Annotated in this window: 11 protein-coding genes; 4 read left to right on the top strand and 7 right to left on the bottom strand. The window is 69.0% G+C overall.

The window, feature by feature from the left end; translation table 11 throughout:
* Nucleotides 1-592: 592 nt before the first annotated feature.
* The 3 genes from argA to MKP05_RS02760 form a co-directional block, all read right to left on the bottom strand.
* Nucleotides 593-1,906, bottom strand: coding sequence for an amino-acid N-acetyltransferase (argA, locus tag MKP05_RS02770; protein WP_240566912.1), 1,314 nt, complete (start codon nt 1,904-1,906; stop codon nt 593-595).
* A gap of 178 nt (nt 1,907-2,084) precedes the next feature.
* The gene (locus MKP05_RS02765; RefSeq protein WP_240566911.1) at nt 2,085-3,350 is read right to left on the bottom strand and encodes an inorganic phosphate transporter; all 1,266 of its coding nucleotides are present in this window, start codon (nt 3,348-3,350) and stop codon (nt 2,085-2,087) included.
* 98 nt (nt 3,351-3,448) lie between these two features.
* On the bottom strand, nt 3,449-4,129 hold the full coding sequence (locus tag MKP05_RS02760) for a TIGR00153 family protein (RefSeq protein WP_240566910.1): 681 nt from the start codon (nt 4,127-4,129) through the stop codon (nt 3,449-3,451).
* 105 nt (nt 4,130-4,234) lie between these two features.
* Between MKP05_RS02760 and MKP05_RS02755 the strand changes: the two genes are divergently transcribed.
* Nucleotides 4,235-5,101: a CYTH domain-containing protein gene (locus MKP05_RS02755; RefSeq protein WP_240566909.1), complete on the top strand. Its 867-nt coding sequence runs from the start codon at nt 4,235-4,237 to the stop codon at nt 5,099-5,101.
* Nucleotides 5,102-5,195: 94 nt separating this feature from the next.
* A complete protein-coding gene (locus MKP05_RS02750) occupies nt 5,196-6,065 on the top strand; it encodes an ion transporter (RefSeq protein WP_240566908.1) in 870 nt (289 codons plus the stop codon).
* Between the two features lie 52 nt (nt 6,066-6,117).
* Here MKP05_RS02750 and MKP05_RS02745 read toward each other — a convergent pair whose 3' ends face one another.
* On the bottom strand, nt 6,118-6,741 hold the full coding sequence (locus MKP05_RS02745) for an L-threonylcarbamoyladenylate synthase (RefSeq protein WP_240566907.1): 624 nt from the start codon (nt 6,739-6,741) through the stop codon (nt 6,118-6,120).
* A gap of 59 nt (nt 6,742-6,800) precedes the next feature.
* On the bottom strand, nt 6,801-7,709 hold the full coding sequence (locus MKP05_RS02740; RefSeq protein WP_240566906.1) for a PHP domain-containing protein: 909 nt from the start codon (nt 7,707-7,709) through the stop codon (nt 6,801-6,803).
* A 122-nt stretch (nt 7,710-7,831) separates the two neighbouring features.
* On the opposite strand from MKP05_RS02740, the gene MKP05_RS02735 reads away from it, so the two are divergent.
* Nucleotides 7,832-8,131, top strand: a complete 300-nt coding sequence (locus tag MKP05_RS02735; protein WP_240566905.1) for a YciI family protein — start codon at nt 7,832-7,834, stop codon at nt 8,129-8,131.
* Nucleotides 8,132-8,428: 297 nt separating this feature from the next.
* A complete protein-coding gene (mnmC, locus tag MKP05_RS02730; RefSeq protein WP_240566904.1) occupies nt 8,429-10,444 on the top strand; it encodes a bifunctional tRNA (5-methylaminomethyl-2-thiouridine)(34)-methyltransferase MnmC2/FAD-dependent 5-carboxymethylaminomethyl-2-thiouridine(34) oxidoreductase MnmC1 in 2,016 nt (671 codons plus the stop codon).
* A 446-nt stretch (nt 10,445-10,890) separates the two neighbouring features.
* On the opposite strand, the gene MKP05_RS02725 is transcribed toward mnmC, so the two are convergent.
* Together MKP05_RS02725 and ligA are read right to left on the bottom strand one after the other, a co-directional pair.
* Nucleotides 10,891-11,157, bottom strand: coding sequence for a YheU family protein (locus MKP05_RS02725; protein WP_240566903.1), 267 nt, complete (start codon nt 11,155-11,157; stop codon nt 10,891-10,893).
* Nucleotides 11,154-13,235, bottom strand: a complete 2,082-nt coding sequence (gene ligA, locus MKP05_RS02720) for an NAD-dependent DNA ligase LigA (protein WP_240566902.1) — start codon at nt 13,233-13,235, stop codon at nt 11,154-11,156. The genes MKP05_RS02725 and ligA overlap by 4 nt, the downstream gene beginning before the upstream one ends.
* Nucleotides 13,236-13,449 lie beyond the last annotated feature (214 nt).

Genomic DNA, 13,449 nt, shown 5'->3' with positions numbered 1-13,449 from the left:
TGCGGGTGGCGAACCACCCCTGCTTCGTTCCTGGCACCACCGCCGCGGCCTGGGCCGAAGGCGATGCTGCGCGATTCGATCCCCCCGGAAGGGGGATGAGGCATCCTTGCCTGGGCGTCCTTGCCCTTCTGGTACCCTTCCTTGCCTGGCGGCGGTACCCGTCTCATCGCAACCTAAAGTCACACATCGCTTGGAGCAGACGCTGATCGCTTCCGGGGCCGGACGCACAGGGCAGTGTTTGACCGGACTCCCTTGGCGATCGGAAAGCGGCTCGAGCCGTAATGAACCGCTTCCGTTGCTCACCCAACCTATTGCCAGTATCGTGCCATGAAATTGGCATTCCTTTTACTTTCAATGATTTATTATGAACAACAAGGTTGGCACGCCACCTCGCGTGACCGATCTCTCGCCAAAGGGCGAATTTTCGATGGCGTTTCGTCGCCGCATGGCGACACCAAATTCGCCAAACAGAAAAAAGCCACTAGAATCAGTGCATTGAAGCGTATGCCAATGGAGACACCCCTTCGGACCACGACGCCACCCGACGACAGTACTCAGCGCCCATGAATCGCGAGGGGAAGGGGGGGGCCGCTCAGGCGAGCGGCTTGACCAGGATCTTGGACTTGCGGGCGTGGTTGTAGGTGTCGCGCTTGAGCGGCGGCAGGGCCTCGATGTCGGCCATGCGGAAGCCGTGCTCGAAGAACCAGTGGGTGGTATGGGTGGTCAGCGCGAACAGCGCCGTGAGCCCCAGACGCCGCGCACGACGTTCGATCTCCGCCAGCAACAGCTCGCCCCGGGCCCCGCCGCGGTAGTCGTCATGCACCGCCACGCAGGCCAGCTCGGCCATCTCGGCGTCGCGGAAGGTGTGCAGCGCCGCACAGCCGATGACCATGCCGTCGCGCTCGATCACCAGGTAGTCGTCGATCTCGTGTTCCAGCCGCTCGCGGGAGCGCGGCACCAGCATGCCGCGTCGCTCGAGCGGCTCGAGCAGCTCGAGCAGGCCGCCGATGTCGCCGAGTTCCGCCGGGCGCAGCTGCTCGTAGCGGTGCTGGGTGATCATGGTGCCCACCCCGTCGCGGGTGAACAGCTCGCCGAGCAGGGCGTTGTGGTCGTGCCAGGAGATCAGGTGGGTGCGGGCCACGCCGTGCCGGGCGGCGGCACAGGCCGCGCCCAGGTGGCGGGCCAGCTCGCTGCCGGGGTCGGCCTGGCGCAGCAGCGGTTCGGCATCGGCCGGGGTCAGTTGGCGCTGCAGCCGGCCGCTCTGGTCGTACAGGCCGCTGGCCTCGCCGAGCAGGATCAGCTTGTCGGCGGAGAGCGCCATGGCGGCATGCTGCGCCACCTCGGAGGCGTCGAGGTCGAATACCTCGCCGGTGCTGGAGAAGCCCAGCGGCGGCAGCACCACCAGCGTCCCCTTCTCCAGCAGCCCCTCGATGGCCGCGGCCCTCACCCGGCGCACCTCGCCGCTGTGGTGGAAGTCGATGCCCTCGCGCACGCCCAGCGGCTTGGCCATCACCAGGTTGCCCGAGACCGCCGTCAGCTCGACGCCGTGCAGCGGGGTATTGGGCAGCCCCAGCGACAGCCGTGCCTCCAGCCACAGGCGCTGCTCGGCGGCGATACGCTCGACGCACGCCATGATCCCCTGGTCGGCGACCCAGCGACCCTGGTGGCACTTCGGCACGATACCGGCCGCCTCCAGGGCCTGATCGACCTGGGGGCGAATGCCGAACACCACCACCAGCCGCACGCCCAGGGTATGCAGCAGCGCCAGGTCCTGGATCAGCTGTTCGCTTCGCCCGCGTGCCATGGCCTCGCCCTCGATCAGGATCACGAAGGTTCGGCCCCGGTGGGCATTGATATAGGGCGAGGAATTGCGGAACCAGTCGACGAAGGGGAAACGAGTATCCAAGGCCGCACTCCGGCAGCAGATGAGAGAAAGGTGAAACCGCCTTCGACTATATCAGAGCCAATAAAAGGGCGGCACCACTGCCGTGGTACCGCCGTTTCGGGCTTCGGGCAGGATGTTACCCCTGCCCTGCTCGTAGCTCGTAGCTCGTAGCTCGTAGCTCGTAGCTCGTAGCTCACATTTAGCCGAAGATGCCCTTGAACATGAAGAAGAACAGAATCGCCAGGCCCGCGCCGGCCGGCAGGGTGATCAGCCACGACATGATGATGGTGCCGATCACGCGCAGGTTCAGGGCCGACATGCCGCGGGCCAGGCCCACGCCGAGCACCGCCCCCACCAGGGTGTGGGTGGTGGAGATCGGCAGGCCGGTGCCCGAGGCGAGCACCACGGTGGTGGCGGCGGCCAGGGTGGCGGCGAAGCCGCGGCTCGGGGTCAGCTCGGTGATGCCGGTACCCACGGTGGCGATCACCTTGTGGCCATAGGTGACCAGGCCGACGACGATGCCGATGCCGCCCAGCAGCAGCACCCACCAGGGCACCACGGCGGAACCGCCCACGGCGCCGCCGCGATGCACCACATCGACCACCGCCGCCAGCGGCCCCACGGCGTTGGCCACGTCGTTGGAGCCGTGGGCGAAGGCCATGGCGCAGGCGGTGAAGATCATCAGCACGCCGAACACCCGCTCGACATTGCCGTAGCCGAAGTTGTCGTCGGCGCGACGTTCGTAGACGACCCGCCGCTCCATCAGCACGCCGATGCCCATGATCACCAGGCCGATCGGAATCGACAGCAAGAAGCTCAGGCCGAAGCCCAGGTCGAGCCCCACATGCTTGAGGCCCTTGTTCAGGGTGACCATGGTGACGATGAAGCCGACCAGGAAGACGTAGAGCGGCAGATAGCGCTTGGCCGAGGCGAAGGGATCGCGGGCCTCGAAGATCAGGTGCTGAACCGACTTGAACAGCAGATAGGCGATGGTGCCTGCCAGCAGCGGCGAGACCACCCAGCTGGAGGCGATCTGGCCGACCTTGCCCCAGGCCACCGCTTCCATGCCCAGGCCCACGGCGGCGAAGCCGACGATGGCACCGACGATGGAGTGGGTGGTGGAGACCGGCCAGCCCCGGGCCGAGGCGATCAGCAGCCAGATGGCCGCCGCCAGCAGTGAGGCCAGCATGCCGTAGACCAGCAGTTGGGGGTCGTTCGCGAGCAGGGTCGGATCGATGATGCCCTTGCGGACGGTATCGGTGACCTCGCCGCCGGCCAGGTAGGCGCCGAGGAACTCGAAGATCACGGCGATGATGATCGCCTGCTTGATGGTGATGGCCCGGGACCCCACCGAGGTGCCCATGGCGTTGGCGACGTCGTTGGCGCCCACGCCCCAGGCCATGAAGAAGCCGAAGGCACAGGCCAGGATGATGAAGATTTCGCCGTGCTGCGCGATGATCGACATAGGGGAAGTCGTCCTATGTGGCTGTCAGGGAGTAGCGGATTGGCGTGATGGCGGACGCGCCGCGCACCCGGGCATGCGGTGCCGCGACGGATCGCAGCCTAGCGAGCCGTGAGGATCTGCAGGCGACTGCCGACGCGTTCGGCACGGTCGGAGAGTTCGCCGACCCAGTCGATGATCTTGTAGAGGAAGACCACGTCCACCGGCGGCAGCTGGCTCTCGAGCTCGAACAGCTGACGGCGGATGGCCACCTGCTGATTGTCGGCCTGCTGCTCGAGCACGTGCAGCTCGCGGATCAGCTTCTGCATTACGTCGGAGACGTTGCGGCCGAAACCGGACTCGAGCAGGTCCTTGAGCTCCTCCAGGGCGTGACGCGCCTGGGCCACGCAGGCCACGGAGGTCTGCATGTAGTCGCGCATCGGCTGGGCCAGGGGCTCCGGCACCTGCATGCGGCGGCCGAGCATGATGCCGGTGATGTCGCGCACCTTGTTGGCGATCTTGTCCTGGACGCTGATCAGGTCGAGGATGTCGGTGCGCGAGACCGGCAGGAACATGGTGTTGGGGAGGTTGAGACGCAGCTCGGTCTTGAGCTCGTCGGCCTCGTGTTCGAGCCGGGTGACGGTCTCGCGGTGTGCCTCGGCAACCTCCCAGTCACCGACGAGGGCGGCTTCGAAGAACGGCAGCAGTTGGTCGGCACATTCGTTGGCCTTGACGATGTGGGCCAGCAGCGGCTGGAATGGCGAGCGGCCGAACATCGCGGAGAACGGATTGGGTGTAACCATGGGTATCCATGTGCGCTGAAGAATTTGCGGCGACAGTATAGAGGCAGGCTCCGCTCCCGTCATGGAAATATCAACTTACCTTCACGAAACCGAGGTGGCGATGCCATGAGTCACGAGATCGAACTCAAGCTGGCCCTGGGGCCCCAGGGTCCCGAGGCGCTGCGTCGCCACCCGCGGCTCGCCGGCCTCGCGCCGCGGCTCGCCACCCTCGGCAACACCTACTTCGACACCCCCGAGGGGGCCCTGGCAACCGCCCGCATGGCGCTGCGCCTGCGCCGGGCCGATGGCCGGCTGCTGCAGACCCTCAAGACCCGCGGCCAGGGCGGCGGCGGGCTCTCGCGCCGCGGCGAGTGGGAGTGGGAGGTGCCGGGGCCGGGGCTCGACCTCGCCGGGCTCGCCGCCCTGCCGCCCATGGCCGGCCATGGCGACGCGCTGCTGGCCCGGCTGGTCCCGCGCTTTGCCACCGACTTCCGCCGCGAGACCTGGCGGCTCGAACTCGGCGAGGCTCGCATCGAGCTGGCGCTCGACCTGGGCGAGATCCGTGCCGCCGACCGCACGGTGGCGATCCGCGAGCTGGAGCTCGAACTCGAGGCCGGCGAACCGGAGGCCCTGTGGGACCTGGCCGAGGCGCTGGCCGAATCGGTTCCCCTGCGCCCGGCGGATACCAGCAAGGCCGCCCGGGGCGGCGCCCTGCTGGACGGCACCTGGACCCTGCCCGAAGGCGGCAGCGCCGACGCCTGGCTGCACCGTGCCGTGGTGGCACTGGATGCCCTGGCCGATACCGGCGAGCCCCGGTGGCGTGAGCTGGCCCGCGATGCCCTCCTGCACCTGGTCGACCCGGCGGGCAGCCCGCATGCCGCGGCCCGCGAACTGGCCCAGGGGCTCGACGATCCCGCCTGGCCGACGCCGGCCTTCGGCCTCGCCGCCCTGCGCCTCGCCCGCCGGCTGCCCGGGGACGGGCAGCTCAGCTGACGGGCAGGCAGGCTCCAGGGTGGTTGCACGACGCGGGCGGTTCGTGTGATGAGGGAGGTTCGTCAATGAGCAGGTCGGCAGCCGGGAGAGCACCATGACCCTAGACTTCAAACCCGGTGGCGCAGGGCTGCGTACCCGCGTCTTCCAGGTCATCTTCGAGTCCGACACGCCGCTGGCCAAGGGCTTCGACATCGCGCTGATCGGCGTGATCCTGGCCAGCGTGCTGGTGGTGATGCTCGACAGCATCCAGAGTCTGCGCGCCGACTACGGCACCCTCTTCTACTGGGTGGAGTGGGGCTTCACCCTTGCTTTCACCATCGAGCTGGCGGTGCGCCTCTACTGCCTCGACAAGCCCCTGCGCTACCTGCGCAGCTTCTACGGCATCGTCGATGTCATCGCCATCCTGCCCACCTGGCTGGTGCTGATCGTTCCCGGCGCCCAGTCGCTGGTGGTGGTGCGCCTGCTGCGGGTGCTGCGTATCTTCCGCGTGCTGCGGCTGATGCAGTTCGTCGGCGAGGCGCGCCTGTTGCTGGAGGCCCTGAGACGCAGCATCCGCCAGATCTTCCTGTTCTTCTTCGGCATTTTCATGCTGGTGACCATCTTCGCCTCGCTGATGTATCTGATCGAGTCCGCCGAGGCCGGCTTCACCAGCATTCCCCAGTCGATCTACTGGGCCATCGTCAGCCTGACCACGGTGGGCTATGGCGACATCGTGCCGGTCACCCCCATCGGCCAGGCGATCACGGTGCTGCTGATGCTGACCGGCTACTCGATCATCGCCGTGCCGACCGGGGTCTTCTCCGCCCAGGTGATCCGTGCCATCCGCGAGGACCGCTACTCCGACGAGGCCTGCCCCGGCTGCGGCCACGACCGCCACGAGAAACGTGCCAAGTACTGCCTGAAGTGCGGCACCTGGCTCGACGAGGAGACGCCGGACCCGCGCCTGACGGAGGCCGAGACGTAAAGGAGACAAGGAGGACGAGCCGCCGGAGCATTCAGCCGACGGCTCGCCCGGATCACTCGCGGAAGGGTTCGACGTCGCCGCGCCCCTCGCGGACGATCTTCGGCGGCAGGTCGCGCAGGTCGATGACGCTGGTGGGCTCCAGGTGGCAGGCGCCGCCGTCGATGATCAGGTCGAGGTGGGCACCGAAGCGGTCGCGGATCGCTTCCGGGTCGGTCATCGGCAGCGCCTCGCCCTCCGGAATCAGGGTCACGCTCATCAGCGGCTCCCCCAGGGCACCGAGCAGCGCCAGAGTGATGTGGTGATCCGGCACCCGCACGCCGATGGAGCGCCGCTTGGGGTGCAGCAGCAGCCGCGGCACCTCGGTGGTGGCGTTGAGGATGAAGGTATAGGGCCCCGGGGTATGGGCCTTGAGCAGCCGGAAGACGGCGTTGTCCACCTTGGCGTAGGTGCCGATCTCGGAGAGGTCCGAGCAGATCAGGGTGAAGTTGTGCTTGTCATCCAGCGAGCGCAGCCACTTGATCTTCTCGATGGCCTTCTTGTCGCCCAGGTGACAGCCCAGGGCGTAGCCCGAATCGGTGGGATAGGCCACGACGCCACCATGACGAATGATCTGGATCGCCTGGTCGATCAGCCGCTTCTGTGGATTCTCTGGATGGATCTGGAAGAACTGGCTCATGCGAGCTCCCTGTTCGATGGCCGATGAAAGTCTGTCACTACTATAACCCGGCCAGCCACTCACACCGCCACCACCTCGACGAGGCCGGCCAGGTGCGGGTGCACCCAGACCGGCGGGGTGGCGGTACGCGGCACCGGACTCATGCTGCCCGGGGCCAGGTGGCCGCCGGGAAAGTGGAAGTCACTGCCCACCGAGGCGTAGAGGTCGCGCTCCTGCAGCTGGCGCGCCAGGTCCCGGGTCGCATCCGGGTTCTGGAAACCGCTGACCAGCTCGGCGGCCTGGCCGCCGGCGGCGCGGAAGGCATCCAGCAGCAGGCCCCGCTTGCGCCGGGTCAGGCCGTGGCGCAGCGGATGCGCCAGCACCGCCACGCCGCCGGCATCGAGGATCCAGCCCACGGCCTCGGCGAGCTCCGGCCAGTGCGCCTTGACGTCGCCGGCCTTGCCGTTGCCGAGATGCTTCCGGAAGGCGGTGGCCACGTCGGGCACCAGCCCCGCCGCCACCAGGGCCCGGGCGAAGTCGGGCCGACCCAGCGGGCGCGGCGAGCCGGCCTGTTCCCGGGCCCGCGACAAGGCATTCTCCAGCCCCAGCGTCTCCATGCGCTGGGCGATCAGCTCGGCCCGCGCCTCGCGCGCCACGGCCTGGGCCTCGAGCCCTTCGACCAGGGAACCCTTGGCGCCCTTGGGCAGCAGGCCCACCACATGGATATTGATGCCGGCCCAGCGGGTGGAAAGCTCGGTCCCGGGCAGCAGACGGATCCCCTCGCGCTCGGCGGCGACGCGGGCCTCCTCGATGCCGGCCATGGTGTCGTGGTCAGTCAGCGCCATATGGGTCAGGCCCCGGGCCTTGCACAGCGCCACCACGTCGGCCGGCGGCAGGGCGCCGTCCGAAGCGGTGGAATGCATGTGCAGGTCGATGGAAAGCGGAGAGCTCTCGCCCTCGAAACGGGCGGGAAGTGCGTTCATTGGCATGACGCCGGCAGGTGACTTTGTCAGAATATCCGTTCATGGTGCTCGCCCGGCCGACCTCGGTCAATGCCGGGCCCCGCCGGACTCTCGCGGCCCGTGCCGCTCAACCCGAGGAAGCGACTGCGATGCTCTATGCGATCATCAGTGAAGATGTGAAGAACAGCCTGGAGCGGCGCCTCGCCGCTCGCCCCGATCACCTGGCGCGACTCGAGGAGCTGCGCGACGAGGGCCGCCTGGTGCTGGCCGGCCCGCATCCGGCCATCGACAGCGAGGACCCGGGCGAGGCCGGCTTCTCCGGCAGCCTGGTGGTGGCCGAGTTCGACAGCCTCCAGGAGGCCCAGGCCTGGGCCGATGCCGACCCCTACATGATCGCCGGGGCCTATGCCAAGGTGGAGGTGAAACCCTTCCGCAAGGTCCTGCCCTAGGGAAACACTGATTCATTACTGCGCTCGATATCTTGGCCGCCGGCGGTACTCAAGATCCTCATTGACTACCGTGTCAACTCCAGTCTCTCCGTTCCGGCGGCGACCAACCTATCATCGCTCGTGACATGAATCAGCGCTCCCCTACCTGAGGTAAGAACTTATCAACAACGGGTTTCCCACAGCATCTGTGGATAACACTGTTGAAACGCCGCGGACGCCTTGCGACAGCCCTGTCACGCCGGCGCTGCGGCGGCAACGATCAAATTCTGACCAGCACCTGCCCATCGGAGCTCCGCCTTGACCGCCGCCCCTGATGGCCTGCCCCCGCTGGCGGGCCTGGAGATCGCTCGCCTCGACTGGCGCCAGGACGAGACGGGCGAGTCCGCGCCGCACTCGACCGCCTTCGACGACGTCTACTTCTCCCGCCATGACGGCCGGGCCGAGACCGAGCACGTCTTCATCGCCGGCAACGACCTGCCGCGACGGTTCGCCGAGTGGCGCCCGGGGCGTCCCTTCGTGATCGGCGAGACCGGCTTCGGCACCGGGCTCAACATGCTCTGTGCCTGGGCCTGCTTCGATGCCCATGCCCCTCGGGGCGCGCGGCTGCACCTGGTCTCCACCGAGAAGTTTCCGCTCGCCAGGGAGGATCTCGCCCGGGCCCTGGCCGCCTGGCCGGACCTGGCCGAGCGCGCCGCGCGGCTGATCGCACAATGGCCCGAGCCGGTGGCCGGGGTGCACCGGCTGTGGCTCGACGCGCGGGTGACCCTCGACCTGCACTTCGGCGACACCACCGAGCGGCTGGCGCTGCTCGACGGCCGGGTCGACGCCTGGTTCCTCGACGGCTTCGCCCCGGCGAAGAACCCCGGGATGTGGCGGCCCGAGCTGTTCGTCGCCATGGCGGCGCGCTCGCGGCCCGGGGCGACCCTGGCCACCTTCACCTGTGCCGGCGTGGTCAAGCGCGGCCTGGCGGCCGCCGGCTTCGCCTGGCGCAAGGTGCCGGGCTTCGGGCGCAAGCGCGAGATGCTCGCCGGCGAGATTCCCGCCCCTCCGGTGGACGAACGCCGGCAGCGCACCCCCTGGTTCGCGCCGCCGACCCCCGAACCGGCGCGGCATGTCGCCATCGTCGGCGCCGGTATCGCCGGCGCCAGCGTGGCGCATGCCCTGGCGCGACGCGGGGTCGCGGTGACCCTGCTCGACCGGGAAGGCCCCGGGGCCGGCGGCTCCGGCAACCGCCAGGGGGCGCTCTACGTCAAGCTGGCGGTGGAAACCAACCCGCAGAGCCGGGTCTATCTCGCCGGGCTGCTGCACAGCCGGCGCTGGCTGGCGGCCCTGGACCCGGACCATGCGCTCTGGCAGCCCAGTGGCGTGCTGCAGCTGGCGACCAGCGACAGGGAGCGGGACCGCCAGCAGCGCTTCCTGGCCCACCACGCCCTGCCGGCGAGTGTGGTGGAAGGCCTCGATGCCGAGGCCGCCGCCGAGCGCGCCGGCGTCCGGGTAGTCGCCCCCGCCCTCGACTACCCGCTGGCGGGCTGGGTGCGGCCGGCGGCGCTCTGCGCGCACCTGGCCGACACGCCGGGGGTGACCTTCCGCCGGGGCGAGGTCAGCGACTTGGCGCGGACGGAGCGCGGCTGGCGGCTGGGCCTGGCGACCGGCGACACCCTGGCCGCCGACCAGGTGGTGATCGCCACCGCCGAGCTCGCCAACCGCTTTGCCCAGACCTCGCCGCTGCCGCTGCAGCCGGTACGCGGCCAGGTATCGCAGCTCGTGCTGCCGGCGGGGGTGCCCGCGCTCGAACGGGTGGTCTGTGCCGGTGGCTATGTGTCGCCGGCGCTCGACGGCGTGCTCACCTTCGGCGCCACCTTCGCGCCCAACGACTCGGCGACCGAGCTGCGCGAGGCCGACCATGCCGCCAACCTGGCGGAGCTCGAACGCACCCTGCCCGCCTTCGTGGCCGCCCTGCGCGATGCCGGCGCCGACCTCTCCCCGGCCCAGCTGACGGGCCGGGCGGCGCTCCGCGCCGCCAGCCCCGACAAGTCGCCCTACGCCGGCCCGGTGCCCGACGCCGGGGCCTGGCAGGCCGACTACGCCGCGCTGGCCAAGGACGCCACCCGCGTGCCCGACACGCCGGGCCGTCACCATGACGGGCTGTGGCTCAGCGCCGCCCACGGCTCACGGGGGCTCGCCAGCGCCCCGCTCTGCGCCGAGCTGATCGCCTCACGGCTCTGCGACGAGCCGCTGCCCCTGGAGTGGCCGCTGGTGGATCACCTGCACCCGGGGCGGCGCATTATCCGGGACCTGGTGAGGGGGAAGTAGGCAAGGGGCTGCACGTTTGCCGGATAAAGACACCGAGGCCTGCCCCTATGGGGTCAGACCCTGACGAATCCCCGCATTTTTCTCGACGTTGATGGCCTGTTCGCCGAAGAAGGCGCCGAGGCCGCCCCTATGGGGTCAGACCCCAGCCAAATCGCGAAGCCCGTCATGGTGCGTCTTGCGAGCGAATTCGACGCCGCCGGGGTCTGACCCCATAGGGACCTGCAGCGCTGGCAGCCTGCCTCCCATCCATGTCCAACACATTGATAATTCTTAAATATCTCTGGGGATGCCTCAGCGTCAGACCCCACAGGCTCCCCCAACATCGGCGCCCCACTCTCCCGGAGGAGCGATCTCACGGAAACACCGCAAGGTGCCAGTCGCCCAACGGCGTATCTACAATGCAAACCCGGAGCCCGTGGCCCGTGGCCCGTGGCCCGTGGCCCAGCCTACCCCTCCTCGTCATCGGCCAGGTCGCGGCCGAAGGCACGCCACTGGGCGAGGGTCATCACCTCGGTGCTCTCGGTCTCGAGGTCGTGGGCGATCAGCAGTTCGCCGCGCTCGAGCTGGCGCTTGAGCTCGGCGACCCAGCCGCGCATGCCGTCACCGGTATCGGTGGTGTCGTAGCCCTGGCGGGTGACGAAGGCCTCGAGCAGGGCGTCCAGGGTCTCGCCCGGCAGCATGCGGTGGGGCACCTCGATGAAACGCTCGCTCATGCCTCGCCCTCCCTCTTCGCGTCTTCGTTCACTTCGCCGCCGGTCTCGCCACTCTCCCAGCGCTCCAGGCGCGCCAGGAAGGCGGCCTCGTCGAGCACCGGCACGCCCAGTTGCATGGCCTTCTCGAGCTTGCTGCCGGCGGCCTCTCCGGCCACTACGGCGGCGGTCTTCTTCGACACGCTGCCGGCCACCTTGGCGCCCAGCGCCTGGAGCCGCGCCTTGCCCTCGTCGCGGGTCATGTTCTCCAGGGTGCCGGTGAGTACCCAGGTCTGGCCCGCCAGCGGCTGGGGCCGCTCGCCCACCGCCTCCTCGGCCCAGGTCACGCCCTGGGCGCGGAGGTCGGCGATGGTCTCGCGGTTGTGGGGCTGACGGAAGAAGGTGTGCACATGGGCCGCCACCACGGGGCCCACGTCCTCCACGGCCTCGAGGGCCTCGACCTCGGCCTCCATCAGCGCCTCCAGGGTGCCGAAATGGCGCGCCAGGTTGGCGGCGGTGGCCTCGCCCACCTCGCGGATGCCCAGGGCGAAGATGAAGCGCGCCAGCGTCGTCTGCTTGGCCTTCTGCAGCGCCGCGACCAGGTTCTCGGAGGACTTCTTTGCCATGCGCGGCAGGTCGGCGAGGCGTTCGGCCTCGAGCCGGAACAGGTCCGCCGGGGTGGTGACCCAGTTGCGCTCGACCAACTGGTCGATCAGCTTCTCGCCCAGGCCGTCGATGTCCAGCGCGCGGCGGGAGGCGAAGTGCTTGAGGGCCTCCTTGCGCTGGGCGGCGCAGAAGAGCCCGCCGGAACAGCGCGAGACGACCTCGCCCTCGAGGCGCTCGACCTCGGAGTCGCACACCGGGCAGCGCTCGGGAAAGACGATCTCCCGGGCATCGGCCGGGCGCTCCTCCTCCAGCACCCGCACCACCTGGGGAATGACGTCGCCGGCGCGACGGATGGCCACGGTGTCGCCGATCATCACGCCCAGGCGAGCGATCTCGTCGGCGTTGTGCAGGGTGGCGTTGGAGACGGTGACGCCGGCCACCGAGACCGGCTCCAGGCGCGCCACCGGGGTGATGGCGCCGGTGCGACCCACCTGGAACTCCACGTCGTTGAGACGCGTGGTCTCCTCCTGGGCGGGGAACTTGAAGGCGATGGCCCAGCGCGGCGCCCGGGCCACGAAGCCCAGCTCGCGCTGCAGGCGCAGGTCGTCGACCTTGATCACCACGCCGTCGATATCGTAGCCGAGGGCGTCGCGATGCTCGCCCAGGCGCCGACAGTAGTCGATCAGCCCGTCGCTGCCGGTCACTACCTTCAGCTCCCGGCTGGTGCGAAAGCCCAGCGCGCCGAGGCGTGCCATCAGCGTGCTGTGGGTGGCGTCGCCCGGGTCCGGCTCGATGCGGGCCACCTGGTAGGCGCTGAATTCCAGCGGCCGGGTGGCGGTGATCCTGGGGTCGAGCTGGCGCAGGCTGCCGGCGGCGGCGTTGCGCGGGTTGGCGAAGACCTTGCCGTCCTCCTCGCGGGCCCGGGCATTGAGCGCCTCGAAGCCGTCATGGCTGATGATCACCTCGCCACGCACCTCGAGCAGCTCCGGGTGGTCGCTGCCGCGCAGCTTCAGCGGAATCGATTTCAACGTCTTGAGGTTGGAGGTGATGCCCTCGCCGGTGCGGCCGTCGCCGCGGGTGGCGCCGCTGACCAGCATGCCGTTCTCGTAGACCAGCGACACCGCGGCGCCGTCGAGCTTGGGCTCGCAGCTGAACGCCAACTGCGCCGGGTCCCTTTCCAGCCGCTCGGCCACCCGCTTGACGAAGGCGGTGAGCTCGGCCTCGTCGAAGGCGTTGTCCAGCGACAGCATGGGCACGGCATGCTGGATTTCGGGGAAGCCGGCCGCCGGCGTCGCCCCGACCCGCTGGGTAGGCGAGTCCGGTGTCACCAGTTCGGGATGCGCGTCCTCGATCTCCTGCAGGCGGCGCAGCTTGCGGTCGTAGTCGGCATCGGTGAGCTTCGGCGCATCGAGCACGTAGTAGCGGTAGTTGGCGTCCTCGAGCTCGGCGCGCAGGCGCGCCGCCTCGTCCTGTATCGATGAGTCGGGCTGGGTCATGGAAGTCTGTTTCTCGGTCTATGGCGCGGGCCGTGAAGCTCGAAGCTCGAAGCTCGAAGCTCGAAGCTCGAAGCTCGAAGCTCGAAGCTCGAAGCTCGAAGCTCGAAGCTCGAAGCTCGAAGCTCGAAGCTCGAAGCTCGAAGCTCGAAGCCAGCATGATTCCCTAGCTTATCAAAGCGACAACCCCCGGTGGGACGCCACCGGGGGTTGTCTT

It is taken from the genome of Halomonas flagellata (assembly GCF_022487945.1).
Lineage (GTDB): Bacteria > Pseudomonadota > Gammaproteobacteria > Pseudomonadales > Halomonadaceae > Halomonas > Halomonas flagellata.
The sequence above is the reverse complement of the archived record's forward strand: the minus strand, read 5'-3'. Positions and strand labels throughout refer to the sequence as shown.

Bases quoted from the DNA above. Each gene is read 5' to 3' on its own strand.
- MKP05_RS02750 (WP_240566908.1), top strand. From the start codon at position 5,196: ATGACCCTAGACTTCAAACCCGGTGGCGCAGGGCTGCGTACCCGCGTC.
- MKP05_RS02735 (WP_240566905.1), top strand. From the start codon at position 7,832: ATGCTCTATGCGATCATCAGTGAAGATGTGAAGAACAGCCTGGAGCGG.
- MKP05_RS02725 (WP_240566903.1), bottom strand. From the start codon at position 11,157: ATGAGCGAGCGTTTCATCGAGGTGCCCCACCGCATGCTGCCGGGCGAG.
- MKP05_RS02765 (WP_240566911.1), bottom strand. From the start codon at position 3,350: ATGTCGATCATCGCGCAGCACGGCGAAATCTTCATCATCCTGGCCTGT.
- ligA (WP_240566902.1), bottom strand. From the start codon at position 13,235: ATGACCCAGCCCGACTCATCGATACAGGACGAGGCGGCGCGCCTGCGC.
- MKP05_RS02745 (WP_240566907.1), bottom strand. From the start codon at position 6,741: ATGAGCCAGTTCTTCCAGATCCATCCAGAGAATCCACAGAAGCGGCTG.
- MKP05_RS02760 (WP_240566910.1), bottom strand. From the start codon at position 4,129: ATGGTTACACCCAATCCGTTCTCCGCGATGTTCGGCCGCTCGCCATTC.
- MKP05_RS02755 (WP_240566909.1), top strand. From the start codon at position 4,235: ATGAGTCACGAGATCGAACTCAAGCTGGCCCTGGGGCCCCAGGGTCCC.
- MKP05_RS02740 (WP_240566906.1), bottom strand. From the start codon at position 7,709: ATGCCAATGAACGCACTTCCCGCCCGTTTCGAGGGCGAGAGCTCTCCG.